16 protein-coding genes and 1 tRNA gene are annotated in these 18480 nt (G+C 48.1%); 7 read left to right on the top strand and 10 right to left on the bottom strand.

All coding sequences use genetic code 11. The features are described 5' to 3' along the window. Window positions 1-337: 337 nt before the first annotated feature. The 4 genes from R3I13_RS03485 (at window position 338) to R3I13_RS03470 (ending at window position 4486) form a co-directional block, all read left to right on the top strand. Window positions 338-1279 (top strand): site-specific DNA-methyltransferase, encoded by a 942-nt coding sequence (locus R3I13_RS03485; RefSeq protein WP_346316531.1) that lies wholly within the window; start codon window positions 338-340, stop codon window positions 1277-1279. 9 nt (window positions 1280-1288) lie between these two features. Continuing rightward, window positions 1289-2365: a DGQHR domain-containing protein gene (locus R3I13_RS03480; RefSeq protein ID WP_346316530.1), complete on the top strand. Its 1077-nt coding sequence runs from the start codon at window positions 1289-1291 to the stop codon at window positions 2363-2365. Between the two features lies 1 nt (window position 2366). Beyond that, entirely contained in the window at window positions 2367-3296 is a 930-nt protein-coding gene (locus R3I13_RS03475; RefSeq protein ID WP_346316529.1) for a HEPN domain-containing protein, read from the top strand. A 200-nt stretch (window positions 3297-3496) separates the two neighbouring features. Then, the gene (locus tag R3I13_RS03470) at window positions 3497-4486 is read left to right on the top strand and encodes an agmatine deiminase family protein (protein WP_346316528.1); all 990 of its coding nucleotides are present in this window, start codon (window positions 3497-3499) and stop codon (window positions 4484-4486) included. Between the two features lie 172 nt (window positions 4487-4658). On the opposite strand, the gene R3I13_RS03465 is transcribed toward R3I13_RS03470, so the two are convergent. From R3I13_RS03465 to R3I13_RS03420, 10 genes are all read right to left on the bottom strand, one after another. Then, window positions 4659-4730 (bottom strand) — tRNA-Arg (locus tag R3I13_RS03465). Window positions 4731-4787: 57 nt separating this feature from the next. Next, on the bottom strand, window positions 4788-6569 hold the full coding sequence (locus R3I13_RS03460; RefSeq protein ID WP_346316527.1) for a long-chain fatty acid--CoA ligase: 1782 nt from the start codon (window positions 6567-6569) through the stop codon (window positions 4788-4790). A 15-nt stretch (window positions 6570-6584) separates the two neighbouring features. Continuing rightward, window positions 6585-6872, bottom strand: a complete 288-nt coding sequence (locus R3I13_RS03455) for a 2TM domain-containing protein (RefSeq protein ID WP_346316526.1) — start codon at window positions 6870-6872, stop codon at window positions 6585-6587. An 83-nt stretch (window positions 6873-6955) separates the two neighbouring features. Continuing rightward, window positions 6956-7627 carry a YceI family protein gene (locus R3I13_RS03450; protein ID WP_346316525.1) on the bottom strand — a complete coding sequence of 224 codons (672 nt, stop codon included), beginning with the start codon at window positions 7625-7627 and terminating at the stop codon, window positions 6956-6958. Window positions 7628-7639: 12 nt separating this feature from the next. After that, window positions 7640-9301 (bottom strand): phenylacetic acid degradation protein PaaN, encoded by a 1662-nt coding sequence (gene paaN / locus R3I13_RS03445; protein ID WP_346316524.1) that lies wholly within the window; start codon window positions 9299-9301, stop codon window positions 7640-7642. Window positions 9302-9377: 76 nt separating this feature from the next. Beyond that, entirely contained in the window at window positions 9378-10454 is a 1077-nt protein-coding gene (locus tag R3I13_RS03440) for a tetratricopeptide repeat protein (protein ID WP_346316523.1), read from the bottom strand. Between the two features lie 75 nt (window positions 10455-10529). Next, complete coding sequence (locus R3I13_RS03435; RefSeq protein WP_346316522.1) at window positions 10530-11765, bottom strand: DUF1015 family protein; 1236 nt, start codon at window positions 11763-11765, stop codon at window positions 10530-10532. 349 nt (window positions 11766-12114) lie between these two features. Further along, complete coding sequence (gene serC / locus R3I13_RS03430; RefSeq protein WP_346316521.1) at window positions 12115-13185, bottom strand: 3-phosphoserine/phosphohydroxythreonine transaminase; 1071 nt, start codon at window positions 13183-13185, stop codon at window positions 12115-12117. Between the two features lie 160 nt (window positions 13186-13345). Then, window positions 13346-14320: a zinc dependent phospholipase C family protein gene (locus tag R3I13_RS03425; protein ID WP_346316520.1), complete on the bottom strand. Its 975-nt coding sequence runs from the start codon at window positions 14318-14320 to the stop codon at window positions 13346-13348. 154 nt (window positions 14321-14474) lie between these two features. Next, window positions 14475-15134, bottom strand: a complete 660-nt coding sequence (locus R3I13_RS03420) for a DUF502 domain-containing protein (protein ID WP_346316519.1) — start codon at window positions 15132-15134, stop codon at window positions 14475-14477. A 195-nt stretch (window positions 15135-15329) separates the two neighbouring features. Between R3I13_RS03420 and R3I13_RS03415 the strand changes: the two genes are divergently transcribed. The 3 genes from R3I13_RS03415 to R3I13_RS03405 are packed head-to-tail and all read left to right on the top strand — an operon-like array spanning window position 15330 to window position 18471. Beyond that, window positions 15330-15950 (top strand): TetR/AcrR family transcriptional regulator, encoded by a 621-nt coding sequence (locus R3I13_RS03415; protein ID WP_346316518.1) that lies wholly within the window; start codon window positions 15330-15332, stop codon window positions 15948-15950. A 5-nt stretch (window positions 15951-15955) separates the two neighbouring features. Next, a complete protein-coding gene (locus R3I13_RS03410; protein ID WP_346316517.1) occupies window positions 15956-17320 on the top strand; it encodes a TolC family protein in 1365 nt (454 codons plus the stop codon). 41 nt (window positions 17321-17361) lie between these two features. Beyond that, window positions 17362-18471, top strand: a complete 1110-nt coding sequence (locus R3I13_RS03405; protein WP_346316516.1) for an efflux RND transporter periplasmic adaptor subunit — start codon at window positions 17362-17364, stop codon at window positions 18469-18471. Window positions 18472-18480: the final 9 nt, after the last annotated feature.

The raw sequence follows: 18480 nt of genomic DNA, 5'->3' as shown, positions 1-18480 counted from the left end.
TTAAATATACTAAAATACTGAATAGGATTATCTAACTAATTCTACCCCGCTCTTTAATTGGGATAATATTATAAAAGCGTTATTTTTGTTATGTTTTTAACCTGAAATGTAACATATTGATTTTCAGCATTTCATTGTGTAAGCCGTATATATAAATATTGCCAATGTAACTGGATTGATTTTTACTAATGATTCTTCATTTGTGGAGGTTCTGAAATATTTAAAACAGAAACTCACGCTGATATTAGATTAAATGGATTTTTATATAAGATTACTTAAAAAAATGAAAGCGCTTTATAGTGAAATAAATATCAATGTCCAAGAATTAATTTAAAGTATGGCGAATAGAAGGACTTCAACTAGGCAAGACAAGGCTGCAATTAGCGCCGAAATTATAAATACAGATACTAACAAATACTTAGATATCTTAATTCAGAAAGGTAATAAATTTCAACTGATTTTAACCTCACCTCCATATAATATGGGTAAGGAATACGAGTCTGTAGAACCAATTAATTCTTATTTACAGGAGATTGAGAAAGTAATTGATAAACTTGTAGCATTACTTGATGATGATGGGAGTATTTGCTGGCAAGTTGGCAATTATATCGATCAGAAAACAAAAGAAATAGTTCCTTTAGATATATTTTACTATTCAATATTTAAGAAACATAACTTGTTTTTGCGAAATAGGATTATTTGGCATTTTGAACATGGTTTGCATTCTAGGAATAGGTTTTCAGGGAGATATGAAACTATATTATGGTTTTCGAAATCAGATAAGTACACCTTTAATTTAGATAATGTCAGAGTACCTTCAAAGTATCCAGGTAAAACTTATTATAAAGGAGATAAAAAAGGCGAATATTCAGGGAATCCTTTGGGCAAAAATCCTGCTGATGTTTGGAAAATTGTAAAACAGGATTGGGATAATGAAGTTTGGGAGATTCCTAATGTCAAAGCAAACCACAAAGAAAAAACTTATCATCCGTGTCAGTACCCCATTGAACTTGCAGAAAGATGTATTTTAGCCTTATCTAATATTGGTGATACCGTATTAGATCCTTATGTCGGAGTGGGGTCAACAGTTATTGCTGCATTTAAAAACGGGCGGAATTCAGTTGGCCTTGAAAAAGATAAACAGTACGTCAAGATTGCTAAAGAAAGATTAAAATCTTTGCAAAAAGGCGAATTGAAAATTAGAGAAATAGGTACTCCGATATTTGTTCCCACTAACAAGTTGGCAGTTGCAAAGAAACCAGCACATTTCTTATATTAAATTTTTTTTATGGCTAAAGCAAAAAGGGCGACTGCTAAGAGAGTTATTAAACGTAATACAGCTACTTTTCTTGAATTTCCTTGTCATACCTTTTTACAGGGAGATAAAACTCTCGTTTTTTTTAGCGCTGACCCCAAGGTTATGTGGCAAGTATTGAGTATAAATCGAAAGGTGGAAGATAAAAATGAAGGATATCAGAGAGCTTTGTCTCAATCAAGAGTGGGAGCAATATCGAGATTTATTGATTCTGGAAACTATCTTCCACAAAGCTTATTAATTTCGCTAGATAATTCGGAGGTTGTAGAAAAAGAAGGACAAAAAGTAATTAAAATTCCAAATAGTCCTGATTCAGGTTGGGTTATCGACGGACAACATCGGTTTGCAGGGGCAAAGAATGCAAAAAAGAACATATTATTACCCTTTATTGCTTTTATTGGATTAGACCTTATTGATCAAATTCAACTATTTATTTCCATAAATAAGGAAGCAAAAGGAGTCCCATCGTCATTATACCTTGATTTATTGAGAGTATTGCCTAATCAATATAAATCTGTTGCCGAAATATCTAAAGAACGTGCATCTGATATAGGTACCGAACTTAAAAAGGATGAAGACTCGCCTTTTTATGCACGTATAGTTGTAACCACTGCACCTAAGCAAGGTGAAATCTCATTAACAAATTTCGTCAGGAAGGTTACCCCTTTAATCCAGCCAGGCAAGGGTATTTTGAATGCCTTTACTCAAGTAGAACAAAGGGCAATAATAAATAATTATTTTATAGGGATAAGAAATGTATTCAATAAAGAGTACAAGCGCACAGATTCTATATTTTTTCAAACTCTTGGATTTGGCGGATTACTTAACGCCTTACCAAGTTTCTTTTCTTATACTCTCAAGGAATATTCTGGGTTTACTGCAGCTGATATTACTAAGGTTTTTAAAAAAATTGATTATTTCGATTTTTCTACTTGGCATAGTAAAGGGACGGGCAATTCAGCGGAAATTGAAGCAGGTAACGATTTAGTCATGGAATTAACTTCGGTAACAGAGAAAGAGAATATCCAAATAGGCTCAATCAGAGTATAATATGGCTCGTAACGAAAGTGCAATAAAAAAAATAGATGGACGGGATTGGGCTGTTCAGCTGCAGAAATGGGCGCAGTACATTCCGAGTATTGATAAGGCAGGAGAGCCGCCAGCATATGAACTGTCAAAATTTGGAGGATTATCTGAGATATATGCAAAAGTTGATGAAAGTCAAGGGAGTTATAGTGAAGACATTCCAGTTTTAAGAAGTGAGGTATTACGAGAAGCGATTTATTTAATTCACAAAGGGATTCATGTATCAGGAGCTGCATTTCTTCATTTGGAAAGCGGAGTTACTTCCTGGGCTCTTTCTAACGCATATCAATCCAGTTTTTTTTTATTAAAGGGAATTTTGGCTGCTTTGGGGTTATCATTCCCAAGGTTAAGTAAAATTTTGTTAATTGATTGTTTTCCCAAAGAGGAAGAATTAAGCAGAAGCGCAATCAAGAAGGGACGTTCTCCTAAGGTAGAGATTAAATTCCAGATATTTAATGAGCTTAGCCACGTGGAGTATTGGGAAATACTTCAAAGAGTTCTCAGAGTTTCTACAATTGGGTCTTGGCCAGAAGAGTTTGTTTCATATATCATAAAGATAAAGGCTGATCAGTTTGTTCATGAAAGGAATAATTTGCATTATAAAAATCATTATTGGACTTTTCCGGCAGATTTATTTGAAAGATTGGTTGATCCTGCATTTGGAGTAAACAATCGTTTTCTTACCGACTATGAAGTAATAATGGATAGCTCCGAACATCAATATTCTTTTTTTATAAATTACTCATTGTTGTATATGGGGTTAATTCTAATAAAGGATATTTCGGAATTGTCTAAAGATATTCAAGAAGAATATCATTTAATGATTAAGACAATAAAAAGTGGTTCACATAATCGATTGCTGGAGAGCATCGGGTCTTCTCCTATTTTATCCTAACCATTCGATTGCTTCATATTCCAATTTAAATCTAGCTATTCTTGAAGTACATTTGATTCATATTCATCAATGAGTCTATATAGGATTGTTCGCCCAAATATATCAGTATAGAATAGCAAGCTTCGAATTTTTTTAAAATCTTTGGCCTCCTTTAAACCCCTTTTTACCTTCGCGCTCAAATTTTTAAAAATCTTTAACCGATGGTAAAAACAGATTTTGACAAGGTCAATCACCTTTTCCTAGCATACCCAGAAGGCTTTAACAATGAGTATGATGAACTAGGACCTTTCTTTGATAAACTCCTCACAAAGATTCCTCCTGAAATAGACTTGCACATTATCGTTAATAACTCAAGAGCCAAGCAAAAGCTACAATTTAAGTTCAGTAAAAGGAAGCTGAACATTATCGTCGAGGAAAACTGGAATGAAATATGGCTAAGGGACGTAATGGGAATCTCCAACGGTGAACATATTTACAAACCCATCTACGAGCCCAACTACTGCACCTATCTGGCAAAAACAATGAATTACCGCAATCTGAACAATATCGCGATCAATTTTATAAAGGATCACCTGCAAAAAGGAATAGTTCAGATACCGCTTAAACTTGATGGCGGTAACTTCATAGCGAATCACCGCTTCGCTTTCATTACCGAAAAGGTTCTTCAGGACAACGACCTCCCGGAAAAAGAGATTACTGCCATCATAAAAGATAAAATGGGAGTAACGCCTATAATCGTACCGGTAAACAAAGGTGACGTGGTCGGCCACACTGATGGATATATGGGCTTCATTGAAGACGATGTTATCTGTATCAGCGAATATCCCAAGCTGGACAGCCTCAAAGAAGATCATAAATATCTGGAAACTTTGAAAAGTGTATGCGGAGATTTAAACCTCAGAATCCAGCCCATGCAGGAACGTCCACTGGGTTATTCAATACCCTGCCAGTGTGAGGCAAAGAAAAAATGCTGCACTTATTCAGCGAATGGCTGCTATGTGAATTTTCTGCGGCTAAACAATACGATCATCCTTCCAGAGTACACACTGACCAACCTGAAAGAAACCATGTATTACAATAATGTAAATGAGGAAGCCTTATCAAGATACGGCTATCAGGTGATAAAAATAAATTGCGATATGCTAGCCCAGCATGGCGGATCATTAAGGTGTTTGAGCTTTATCTGTTAATGATTGGAAGAAAGCTCTGAATTTTTAACCTAAACTATTGATTGTAAATGAAATATTTAATAAGAATGACCGAAAGAGATAGCCTGAGAAAGACAGGGTCAACCAATGGGACAACCAAACATCCCCAAATAAAAAAGACGCCGGTAAAACCAGCGCCTTCACAAAAAATTTGTAGCCCGGACAAGAATCGAACTTGTATCTAAAGTTTAGGAAACTTCTATTCTATCCATTGAACTACCGGGCCATTCCGCTTCTCAGCGGGAGCGCAAAAATAATATTTTTTACCAAATTTCCTCGTTTTTTAAGCGTAAATGTGCTCAATCACCTCATGGTACTTGTTTTCGATCACTTTCCGCTTCAGTTTCAGCGTGGGCGTCAGTTCCCCGCCTTCTACAGACCATTCCCCGGGCATCAGCTCAAACTTTTTTACCTGCTCGATGTGGTTGAACGACCGGTTGAACTGGTCTACCGCCTGCCGGTACAAGGCCTTCACTTTCGGGTCTTTCACCGCTTCTTCCTTTGAAGCAAAGGACACATCGTTCGTACGGGCCCAGTCTTTCAGGTTGCCGAAGTTCGGCACGATGAGGGCGCCGGTGAATTTGCGGTCGGCCCCCACCACCATGATCTGTTCTATGAAAGGCGATTCCTTGAATTTGTTCTCAATGGGCTGCGGGGCCACGAATTTGCCGCCGGAGGTCTTGAACAGTTCCTTTTTGCGGTCGGTGATCTTGAGGAACTTATCTTTCACCAATACACCGATGTCTCCCGTATGAAACCAGCCGTCCTGGATGGCTTCGGCGGTAAGACCGGGATTTTTGTAATAACCTTTCGTCACGTTGGGGCCTTTCACCAGTATTTCCCCGTCCTCCGCGATCTTTACCTGCACATTGCTGATCACGGGGCCTACGGTGCCGAACATGCGGTCTTTCGGGTCTTTGCCGTTCACGGCTATTACCGGGGAGGTTTCGGTAAGACCATACCCTTCCAGGATGGAGAAACCCGCGGCGGTGAATATCCTGAGCAGCCTTATCTGCGCGGCGGCCGCGCCGGTCACGATGCATTCCAGGTTGCCGCCCATGGCCTCTTTCCATTTGCTGAACACGAGCTTCCGCGCAATGGCCAGCTGCAGGTTATACCATGGGCCTTGCTGTTTGTTGATCTCATAACGCTGTCCCAGTTCCACGGCGCGGAAGAATATCGCGCGCTGGATGCCGGTGAGGGCGCTGCCGCGGGCCATCACTTTTTCATAGACCTTTTCCAGCAGGCGGGGCACGGTGGTGAATATACTGGGTCTCACTTCCCTGAGATTGTCTGAAATGGTTTCCATGCCTTCCGCATAATAGACGGAAACGCCGGCGGTAAGGTACACGTACGTCACCATCCGTTCAAAGATGTGGTTCAGCGGCAGGAAGCTCAGCGCCCGCGCTTTTTCATTGACGGGCAAAATGGGCATGCAGGCTTCCACATTGCTCATGATGTTACCATGCGTCAGCATTACGCCTTTGGGAATGCCGGTGGTGCCAGACGTGTATATGATGGTAACGAGCGTTTCAGGCGTAATACTGTTCTTGATGGCTTCTATCCGCGCCACATCCGCGGTGGAGGCGGCTGCGAGGATGTCCATCCAGTGTTTTACGCCGGCAATGCGCTCAAAGGAATAGATCTCTTTGATAGTAGGAAACTTGTCGCGCTGGGCCTGCACTTTTTCATACATATCCATACCATCCACGAAAAGGATGTGGGCTTCCGCATCGTTCAGCACATAAACAAGCTCTGCCTGGCTGATGGTGGGGTAAATGGGAACCAGCACGGCGCCTACCTGCTGGCAGGCAAGGTCTGTCAACATCCATTCGGGCCGGTTGTGGCTGATGATGGCGATCTTATCCTGCGCATCAGGCGTGAGGGAAGTGCCGCCAATGCCCATTTGCAGGAGGCCTGAGCTGAAGCGTTGAACAATGCCGGCCACTTCTTCGGTGCTGTAGGTTTTCCATACGCCTTCTTCTTTGGCGGCCAGCATATCTTGTTTGGAATAGTTTTTCAGCTGATGTGGAATAACATCAAAAAGCCGGGTGGGGTGGTGCATGATGGTAATTTTGGGTTATTCGCCTCGCTGCTGCTTTTCCTGCTGCAGCTTCTCGTATTCGCGGGTGGCATCGCCGAACGGGTCTTTGTGGAAAGCGTTGTAGTAGGCAAACGCAAGCCCGAGGCCCCAGCCTGCCATGGGCCACACTGGCCAGGGAACGCCGTTGTGCTCGCTGTCTGTCAGCAACCAGATCACCCACAGGAAACCGTTGATGATCAGGTAGGTCATCAGATGGGTACGGAATTGTGCGCGGGATTTGGCTATGCGCCAGAGGCGTTCGTCCCGTTGTTGATTCGTTTCCATAAAAAGGGAGCTTGTTTATACCAATTTAACGAAAATAATCGGGAATGGAAAGGAAAAGGGCTGCCGGAAAAGCAGCCCTTGTATTAATGGGTAACGATCTCAAAATGAATATTGACGACGGAATTGATCAGCTTATCCTGTAACGACTTATCAGCCCTGTACGTCATGCCCCACTGGGTGCGGTCTATGTTGAAATTTGCTTCGCCTTTCACTTTCCCGCCGGTAAAAACAACCTTGGCCGGGAAGGTGATGTTCTTCGTGGCATTCTTAATGGTAAGATTGCCCTTGATCATATGGGTCGCGTCTTTCAGCAATACGCCGTTGTCATCCGGTGCAGGATGGTAGGGGCTCACTTCCGTGATCTCGAAACGCGCAACGGGATACTTCGCCGCATCAAAGAAATTCTCGCCGCGCAACTCGTCTTCGAGCTTCTTTTTCATGTCCGGCTGGGAACTGAGATCCAGGTTGGCGATACTGTTGATGTTGATGGAGAAGTGGCCACCGGTAAGCGAACTGTCTTTGGTGTACAGTTCCCCGCCGGAAAAACGGAAGGAGCCTTTATGTTCGCCGGTTGGCTTGGTGCCGATCCAGAATAGTATGCTGGCAGCGGTGTCCAGCTGGTGGGTTTTGCTGCCTTCGGGAATGGTAACCGCCTGCGCGTCGGTAACGGCTGCTTTGTCCGCTTTGGGGGCTTGTTGACAGGCAACGAATCCCACCACGGTCATCAAAGAAAGTATCCGTGCATTCATTTGCATATTGTCGGGCGTTTAGTCCACATATGTTCTGTTACCCACCCACACGAACCGCTTCACGATGAATTCAGGATTGGTGAAGCTGGCATTGCCGGCAGGGTTGCCGCCGGAAACGTGCAGGTCCGAAAACGCGGCGTGCTGGTTCACCCAGATGAAACCGGTGAAGTTGAAAGACACCGGGGTGAACACGCTGTTCATCGCATCGGCGATCTTTTCTTTCACGGCATCGTTGGTGGTATAAGCGGCGCAGGTGATGGCCCCATGATTGTCTGCCATACCACGCGCCAGCTCGATGGAATGGGCGGTATCTTTCGTTTTCACGAGCAACACCACCGGTCCGAACAGTTCCTGCTCAAATATTTTCGTGTCGCTGGCATTCACTTCCAGCACTGTGGGTGAATACGTTCTGGCGCCTGCGTATTCTTCGTTGGTAACGGGCGCGCCGCTCAGCAGCACTTTCGCGCCGGTTTCGCCGGCCGCTTTTACGCGCTGGAGGGTAGCTTCGTTCTGTACCGCGCCCAGCGTGCCGGCGCCCATCTTGGGATTGTTCACCAGTCCCTCGATGGCGGCTTTGAATTTCTGGGCCACCTCGTCGTAGGAAATTTTCCCGTTGGGCGTATCGATGCCGCCTTCAGGGATGAAGAAATTCTGCGGTGCGGTACACATCTGGCCGGAATACAGGCTCACGGAAAATGCGAGGTTCTGCATCACAGCGTCTATATCTTTTACGGAATCAAGGATCACTGAATTGACGCCTGCTTTTTCGGTGAACACCGTTTTACGCGGCGAAGCAAGCGATTCCACGTAATTGCCGAAGGCGCTGCCGCCGGTATAATCGATCAGTGCCACATCAGGATGTTCGCTAAGCGCTTTGGTGATGGGCGCGGCGGAGCTGTCTGCCGCAAGCTGGCAGGTGTACGGGTCCTGGCCGTTCTCTTCCAGCACCTGCTGGATAGCGGCTACTACGATGGCGATAGGCAGCACTGCCTTGGGATGCGGCTTTACGATCACGGCGTTGCCCGTGATGAGGTCTGCATACATGCCGGGCAGCGAGTTCCACACCGGGAAGGTGGAGCAGCCGATCACGAGGCCGAGGCCTTTGGGAACGGGCCTGAAAGTTTTTTCCAGCTTCACGCTGATCTTACCCATAGGCTTTTCCCAGGTCTGGTGTTCGGGGAAATGTTGCAGCTGCGAATACCCCATGGCAATGGCTTCGAGAGCGCGGTCGTTTGCATGGGGGCCGCTGGCCTGGAAGCTCATCATGAAGCTCTGGCCGGTAGTGTGCATGGTGGCATGCGCGATCTCGAAGAAATGATGCTGGATCTTTTCGAGCGTTTCCGTGAGAATGCCCGCCCTGTCTGCCACGGAGAGCTGCGACCAGCGCTGGCCCGCGCGTTTGCCGGCTTTCACCAGCTCGTCTGTGGAAACAACGGGGTAAGTGATGCCGAGGGGCTGAAGCGTGTAAGGGCTCACTTCTTCTCCATGCCAGCTTTCAATTACTTTTTGTTTCAGCCGTGGAAAAGGTTTGTCCAGCAATTCTTTGAAGGAAGCCTCTCCCTGCGGAGGCGCTTCTTCGCCGTAAGCCTTGGGGTGTTCAGGGTACTGCGCATAAAAGGTTCTTTCCTGGTTGGCTTTTACCGCTTTGTCAATAATGTTTTGGTGTTTTGCGATCAGCATAAGTGCGATGGTTTAGATGCTTGTTGTTGTATTGAACCGGCCTGCCATGCTGTGTTCCCCGCTTTTTCCGCGGGCGCTATTTGATCGTTGCCAGTTTGCCGGTGTTGTAGAATTCTTCATCTTTCAGCTTCAAAGGATGGTTGCGCTGCCAGGCGGAGAAACTGTCGTATTCCGTTTTGTGCAGCGCCGTCCAGGCTTTGTAGTCTGCGGCGTTGGCCGAGGGGCCAAACAACCATTGGTTGTATGCTTCGAACATTCCGTCCCTCAGCAGCTTGCGCTGAAAATCGAAAAGGGCGTACGGGTATTTCAGTGAGTAGAAATTATACCAGTCCAGCAGGAAGCGCGTGCGCAGCATAACGAGCGATTGAGGCTCTATGCCGGTAGCGATCACGCTCACCTGTTTGGCCATGATGCTTTTGTAAGCGTCCATGAAACCTACTTCGGGGGCTTTTTTGCCTTTCCGGTCGGAGCTTTCAACGGGTACGCTGTTGAAGATGGCCGGGTCGTCGAAAAGTTTTTTATAACATTCCAGCACGATGTCCCTGATCTCGGCGGTGCGGGTGGTATAACTTTCAAGGTTGATAAAGGTCTCTCCGTATAGGATGGCCCAGATGGGTTCCTTGGTCCAGAGGTAGCTCCTGGCGGCGTGGTAATAGTTGCCCGGGAAGTTGGGGTCCACTTCAATGCCTTTCACCCAGTAACGCAAGGCCCCGTCGAAGTTCTTCATGTTCTGCAGCAGGTCGCCATAGTCGTTGTGCAGCTCGCCGCTTTTGGGGAACTTGCGTAAGCCACGCTGGTAAAGCTTTTCAGCGCCTTTCCAATCCTGCTTGCTTTGGTAGATGTTGCCGGCGATCTGGAAGAGATGGATGTCCGCCTCTTTTTTGTCTACCAGTGGAGACACGACCGTATATGCCCTGTTGTAATCGCCTTTGAGATAATAGGCAAAGGCCAGGTCTTTTCTCAGTTCTAAATCATCGGGCGCAGATTGTATGGCCTGGTTGAGCACCAGGATAGCATTTGCATAATCCCCGCTGCGCAGGAAGGTGCGCGCGGTGCTTTGCAGTTCGCTGTTATCCTGTGCAATTGCCCACTGTACGGAAAGGATACCCGCCAGCACAAGGGACCATTTTTTAGCAGCCTTTTGCCATTCCATCGTTCGGTTCGTTTTATGTAAATGTAAGAAAAAAGCGCTGACCCCGCAGCAGGCGGGGCCGGCGCTCCGGGAGGATCAAATGAGGTGGGTGAGCAGCCCGTCGCGGAGCTTGGGCTCAAACCAGGTGGACTTCGGGGGCATTACGTTCCCGCTGTCCGCAATGTCGAACAATTGCTGGATGGTTACGGGGTACAGGGCGAAGGCCACGGCCATTTCCCCGCTGTCTACCCTTTTTACCAGTTCGCCGAGGCCGCGGATGCCGCCTACGAAGTCGATGCGTTTGTCCGTCCTGGGATCTTTAATGCCCAGCAGCTTGTCCAGCACATTGTTCTGGAGGATGGTTACGTCCAGTATGCCGATGGGGTCTGCCGTGTAGGTGCCTTCGCGGGCCACCAGGCGGTACCAGGTATGGTCCAGGTACATGCTGAATTCGTGGAGGCCGGAAGGTTTTTGCTCGTGGTGGCCGATGGGCTCCACGATAAAATCGTATTCGAGGCGGGAGATGAAATCTTCTTTGCTGTGGCCGTTCAGGTCTTTCACCGTGCGGTTATAGTCCAGGATGGCGAGCTGGCTGGCCGGGAAAATGGTGGTCAGGAAGTAGTTGAGGTTGGCCCCTGAATGAACGTCCTCCCCGGAAGCTTTCTGCACCAGCGCAGCGGAAGCGGCGCGGTGGTGGCCATCCGCGATGTAGGTGGCGGGCACCTTCGTATCAAATAATTCCGTGATCTGATCGCCGGTTGCGGCTTCGTTTACTACCCAGATGGTGTGGCTGATGCCGTCTTCCGCGGTAAAGTCGTACACCGGCGCATGCTGTGCCTGCCAGTGGTCGATGATGGCGTTCAGTTCGGGTACGTCGTTGTAGGCGAGGAACACGTTGCCGGTCTGGGCGCGGGTGGTGGTAATGTGGTTGATGCGGTCCAGTTCTTTATCGGGGCGGGTAAATTCGTGTTTCTTGATGATGCCGCTGTTGTAGTCGGCAACGGAGGAAACGCATACCAGGCCTGTCTGTGAACGGCCGTCCATCACGAGTTTATAGATATAATAGCAGGGTGTTTCTTCGTGGAAGAGGGTACCTGAAGCCTGGAGCTGTTGCAGGTTTTCGGCGGCTTTCCGGTAAACGGCCTCGCTGTGGATGTCTGTTCCTTCGGGAAGGTCTATTTCCGATTTGGAAACGTGGTAGAAGGAATTCGGGTTGCCGGCGGCCTCGGCGGCGGCTTCTTTGGAATTGAGCACGTCATAGGGCCTTGCAGCTACATCTTTAGCCAGCGCGGGTTGCGGACGCAACGCCCGGAAAGGTTTGATAATTGCCATGATCTTTGGTTTTCTGTTAAGAAGGGTAAAAATAAGAAAAGGAGGGTAGGAATAAAAAAGACTGCCGCATGAAATGCGGCTTCAATACATATAATATTTTATTATGCTTAGGACTGCGTACTAAATTACCCTTTCTTTTTTCTCTTTTTCTTCAGTCAACCTCCTACCATCCTCCTGCCAAACACCAGCAAACCCTTGCTGCCGCTGAACACCGTAGGAGGATGGTAGGAGGATGGCAGGAGGATGGCAGGAGCGGGATAAGATTAAAAAGGGCTGACCGGAAAGTAATATTTACTTGTTGGTCAGCCCTGGTATATGTAATATTTTCTATGCTTAGGTACAGGTGTTACTATGCTTTCTTCAGGGAGAAGAACTTCATGGCGTCCACCATTACTTCCACGCTTTCGAGGGGGAGTGCGTTGTAGAGGGAAGCGCGGAAACCGCCGGACAGGCGGTGCCCTTTGATGCCTACGATATCTTCTTTCTTGCAGAATTTCACGAATTCTTCTTCCAGCTCGGGTTTGTCGATGGTGAAGGTCACGTTCATTTTGCTCCGGTCTTCTTTCGCAACGTTTCCACGGAAGAGCGGGTTATGATCGATCTCGTCGTACAGGAGTGCGGCTTTTTTGTTGTTTATTTTTTCTATAGCGGCCACGCCACCCTGTCCTTTCAGCCAGCGGAGCGTGAGCATGGAAATGTATACGGCAAATACCGGCGGGGTATTGAGCATGGAGCCGTTCTCTATATGAAGCCTGTAATCCAGGATGCTGGGGATCTTACGGGTTACTTTGCCGAGTATGCTTTTGCGTACGGCTATCATGGTAGCGCCTGCTGCGCCCATGTTTTTCTGTACGCCTGCATATATCAGGGAGTAACGGTTAAAATCCATCTGGCGGCTCAGTATGTCGGAACTCATGTCTGCAATCAGGGGAACGTCCGTTTCCGGCGTGGCCTGCCACTGCGTACCGTAAATGGTATTATTGGTGGTGATATGCAGGTATTTGGCTTGCTGGGGTACCGTGAACTGCTTGGGGATGTGATTATAGTTGCTGTCTTTGGAGCTGGCCACCACGTCTACATAACCGAATAATTTGGCTTCCTTGATCGCTTTGTTGGACCAGACGCCGGTGTCGATGTATGCGGCGGTCTCACCGTTTTCCAGGAGGTTCATCGGAACCTGCATGAATTGGGTGGTAGCGCCTCCGTGAAGGAACAGTACTTCAAAGTCATCGTCCAGTTGCATCAACTCCCGGGTCAGACTGCGCGCCTCTTCCATAACGGCTACAAATGGTTCCGTGCGATGGCCTATCTCAAGGATAGACATTCCTGTACCCTCAAAGTCTATCAGCGCCTTGCTGGCTTTGTAGAGCACTTCGTTCGGTAATACAGAAGGACCTGCATTAAAATTGTGCACCTTCATGTTGCGATCTAAATTGTATACGTTTTCTTGTTCCACTTGTCTATGGTTTTTCGAAGGAAAAGGTAAAAATCACGCGGCGAAATAAAACCGGAAGATTGGCTTGTGTAGGAATAGGTTAAAAGATCAGAAGGCCAAAGATAAACTTTCTTTTCGTTATTTCTTAATGGGACCGTCCAATTATTTTGCCTTGTTTCCAAAGGCTGTCCAGCTGCCGCAACTCTTCCTGCTCCCCGGCGGTAAAGCCGGGCTGGGCCTGCTTTGGCAGCGAAGGTTGGCCTGCGTTCACCCAGGCCGTATACCAGCAAGATGCCACGCTGTGCACTGCGCCGCGAAGCCGCCTTTCCACCATCCCGTTCAACCGCCCGTGATAGGCCGTGGTGTAGGCGGAAGAGTAATTGCGCACCAGCAGCCCGTTCCGCGGCTCATATGCATACCGTTGATCTGCCGGAAAATTCATACTCAATGTTTTTTCGATATGTAGCACAGAATCCGCTGCCAGCACGCTTTCCGTGATGATCTGCCAGAACAGTCCTTTCGGGTCTTGTATATATGAAGCCTTGCCCACCCAGTAATCGAAGGCCTGGTCGGCAAACAGCTCCGGTATGCGCGACTCCCACAACCCGTGTATGCCGTGCTGGTTCGTGTACTGCCCGTTGTGATTGGAACAGGCATGCAGCGGCACATAGGTATCCCCGATATAATGCCCCAGCTCCGCCGCTGTTTTAAGGATGCCTGCCGTATTGCCTTCCATGAAAGAACGCGTGAGCCGGTACATCATCCTTTCCAGGTGCCATGGCAGGATACCGTTCTGCTGCAGGCTGTCCTCACAATATTTTTCCACCGCATCCCGCCAGCTCCGGGGCAGTGAAACAAACGGCGGCGGGCCATAACGATCCATATCTATATAATGCCGGGCTCCTTCTGCAGGTACCATATACCGCCGTTTATCCGGCGCCGTGGATTGCGCCGCCAGGTATTCCAGGTGAGGCTTGAACAGCACCATCATTTCCGGGGGCAGCGAAAAAACCGCCAGCCGGTTGATGCGCTCATGGGCAAAAAAGCCCCAGCCTTTCGTCGCGAAAGGTAAGATCAACATGGCAGGCAACAGGATCGCCAGCCGTAACAATGGTAACATCGTATAGTGATTTGATGTACCTGCAATATCGGTGGAAAAACAATCCAGGCGCGATTTTCAGGGCGATAATATCTCCGGAATGGAATAGAATATACCCGGAAAATGAATGTTGGATGTCTGAATTGCTATGAACTGAGATGCAACCACCTATAAATCAGTGCGAAGGTTTTGTTTTCTCCGTTTCATGCACCACGGCCGGCAGTTCCGATATATGCGTCACCCCGCCCGATACCGCGAACTTCATCGCCTCGCCCGCACTCACATTCGTCAACGGCCTCACCTTCTCCTTCCGCACCATGAACACCTTCCCCGTGATCGCATACGCATGCGGAACATACACCGCCATATACCCCTCCAGCCCCAAAGCCCGAACATCCTCCTGCGTAATAAAACCCATCTCCCACACGTCTTCCCCGTACACATTCACCAGCACCGGGTGGTCAAACTTCTTTTTTTCCCCCACAAACGCATCAAATACATCTTTTACAGAGGAATATATATACTTGATAAATGGCGTACGCTCCAGCAAATGATCAAACATATCGATCAGCCGCCCTACAATAAAAGAAGAACTGAGATATCCCACAAACACCACTAAAATCAATACCAGTGCGAATCCTACGCCTTTATACCGCAGGAAGTTCAGCGGATGGTCCACCGGCACCAGGTCCCGCGGCAACAGGTTGTCTATGGATACAAACGCCCAATAAAGCGTGAACGCCGTAATGCCAATAGGCGCCAGGATCAGCAAGCCCTGGAAAAAATAGCGCAGTATGCGGGACAACAGTACCCTGAACCTCAGTTTTGGAGACATGGTGATATGGTATTGAAAGGGCAAAGTTACTGCATTTGCGGACGACTCCCCCGGTACTTCGGGCAAAATGCAGTGCCGGCTGACCAAATGCATTCGTCATAAAGTTGAAAAAATTAGTATGGAAACTTTGGCGGTTTAAATAGTTTCCATAGTTTTGTCCGTGTAAAATTAACCACCCCTTGCCCAGATAAACCAATGGAAGTACAAGAACGAATACTGGATACGGCGTTCAACCTGTTCCGCCAATACGGCACCAGGTCTATAACCATGGACGATATCGCCATTAAGATGGGGATCTCCAAAAAGACCCTTTATGCCCATTTTGCGGATAAAAGCGACCTGGTGGTGAATGTGATCAGCCGTCACCTGAAGCTCATGCAGGATCACTGCATCGAAAGCCGGAACAACAGTAAGGATGCCGTGGAAGAGCTGTTCCTGGTCATGAAAATGCTGGAAGAAAAGCTCCGGAACATGAATCCGGTGGTGATGATGGACCTGCAGAAGTTCCATGCCAAAGCCTTCCAGCTGTTTGAAGAACATAAGAACGTATTCCTGATGCGCACGGTCCGCGAAAACCTGGAACGCGGCATCAGGGAAGGATTGTACCGGCCTGACCTGGATCTCGACATCCTGAGCCACTTCCGGACGGCCTCCGCCATGTTCTGCTTCCAGCCCGAGCTTTTCCCGATGAACGGATATGATATGTCGAAAGTGCAGCGGGTACTGCTGGAGCACTTCCTGTTCGGAGTGGCTTCCCTCAAAGGATACCAGGAAATTGAGAAATATAAAACCAAGGATTACCCGAATAAATTCTAAGTAATATGCAGTTTAAATGGAAGCTCATCGCCTTCACCGGCCTGATGACGCAATTATTCACCTACGCTCATGCACAGCAGGCGGCCCCGTCGCAGGAAACTTTGCGGTTTTCCGCTCAGGATGCAGTGGCTTACGCGCTATCTCATCAGTACGCGGTTCGCAATGCCAAAATGGATGAACTTCACCAGCTGGCAGTAAACAAAGAAGTAAGCGGCCTCGCATTGCCACAGGTATCCGGCGCAGCCACCTTTCAGCACAACCCGATCATCCAGAAACAATTGATCGATGCCAGCAACTTCAGCGATACCATTCCCAAGGGAACCCTGGTACCGTTTGCTTTCGGGCTGGCCTACAACGCCCAGGGCACGGTGAACGTAAACCAGGTACTGTTCGATCCCAGCGTGCTCGTTGCCCTCCAGGCCCGGAAAACACTGGAAGAGCTGGCCGGCAAAAACGTTAAGAAGTCGGAGATAGACGTGAAGACGGAAGTTTATAAAGCATATTATAACGTAGTAGCGGCAGACAAAGCCTTGTCCATCCTGCACGAGAATATCGACCGGCTTGGGAAAACCCTGGCTGAAACCCGTGAGATATACAAGAACGGGCTGGTCGAAAAACTGGATGTGGACAGGCTGGTGGTGCAGCTCAACAATCTGAAATCAGAAGACACCCGCCTGAAGAACGTTCGCCAGGTAGGTATTGCGGCCCTTAAATTCCAGATGGGGATGGCTATCGCCCAGCCGCTGGAACTGACGGATACGCTCAGTTCCGACGCGCTGAAGGCAGACATCCAGGAAGACCAGCCGTTCACTTACACCAACAGGATCGAATACCAATTGCTCGAAACGCAAAAACGCGCCAACGAGTACAACCTGAAGCGGTATCGTCTTCAGGCTCTTCCCACGCTCGCGCTTTTCGGGCAGGGTGGCGCCGCCAGGGCCAGCTCTGAATTTGATTACTTCGAAGGGAATCCCGGATGGTACGGCTTCGTTTCCTACGGCCTGAATCTTTCCGTGCCGATCTTTTCAGGGATGCAAAGAAGAAGGAAGGCAGACCAGGCGCTGATTGATGTTAAAAAATCAGAGCTGGCCATGGAGAATATGCGGAACGTTATCGACCTCGATCAGGCCACTTCAAGGACCACGCTGCGGAATAACATTACGTCGCTGACGGACCAGGAAGAGAATATGGAGTTGGCGAAAGAAGTGTACGAAACAACTAACATCAAGTACCGTGAAGGCGTAGGTTCCAGCCTGGAAATGATCACTGCAGAAACGCAGCTGCTCACCGCGCAGAATAATTACTTCACGGCGCTATTCAACGTGATCGTATCACGCATCGATTACCTGAAAGCATATGGTAAACTCTAATCTTCAACCTATTTAACATCCGCCCTTAAATCTATAATACGATGACTAAAAGATATTTGATTCTCCCCCTCGCCACCCTCATCCTTGCTGCCTGCGGCGGCGGGGCGGTGAACAAAACCGAGAAACTCCAGCAGCTGAAACAGCAAAAGGCCAAACTGGACCTTGAAATCTCCGCGCTGGAAAAAGAACTGAAAGCCGGCGATTCGACCGTAAAAACCAAGACGGTAACCATTGCCAGCATACAGGATACCGTATTCGAACACTTCATCGACATCCAGGGGAACGTGGATGCCCGTGAGAACGTGAATGTAAGCGCGCAAAGCCCCGGTATCATCAAAGCGATCTATGTGAAGGAAGGCCAGCATGTTTCCAAAGGCCAGGCGCTTGCACAGGTAGACGACCAGATCGTACGCGCCAATATCGCCGAATTGCAGACCCAGCTTGATCTCGCCCGGACGCTGTATACCAAACAGCAAAATCTCTGGAATCAGAAGATCGGTTCCGAAGTGCAATACCTGAATGCGAAATCGAACGTGGAAAGCCTGGAAAGAAGGCTGGGCACATTAAAAGAACAACAGGCCCTCACCCGCATCATATCCCCCATCAATGGTACGGTAGATGCTGTGATCGCTAAAATAGGCGACAACGCCGCCCCCGGCCAGCCCGCCTTCCGCGTGGTGAACAGCAGCAACCTCCGCGTGGTGGCCAATATCGCGGAATCTTTCGCAGGCCGTGTAAGCACCGGCGACGAAGTGATCGTGACCCTGCCGGATATTCAAAAAGAGATCCGCACCCGCATCGGTTTCGCTTCCAAAGTGATCGACCCGCTGAGCCGCACCATTAACGTAGAAATTCCGCTGAAACCAGCCGCAGACCTGCACCCGAACATGATCGCGCAACTGCGCATCGTGGACTACCGCGCCAAAGACGCCATCGTGGTGCCCGTAAGTGTGATCCAGTATTCACTTGGCAAACCATACGTAATGACCGTAAAAGGCGAAGGCAGCAAACTGCAGGCCGTACGCACCAACATCGAACTGGGCCGTACTTATAATGAAAAAGCAGAAATTAAATCAGGTTTGAAAAGCGGGGACAGGATCATTACCACTGGCTTCCAGGGCCTGAATGATAACGACTTTATCAAATTGTAACCAGGTTTG

This window comes from Chitinophaga sp. YIM B06452 (assembly GCF_039655965.1).
Classification (GTDB): domain Bacteria; phylum Bacteroidota; class Bacteroidia; order Chitinophagales; family Chitinophagaceae; genus Chitinophaga.
The sequence above is the reverse complement of the archived record's forward strand: the minus strand, read 5'-3'. Positions and strand labels throughout refer to the sequence as shown.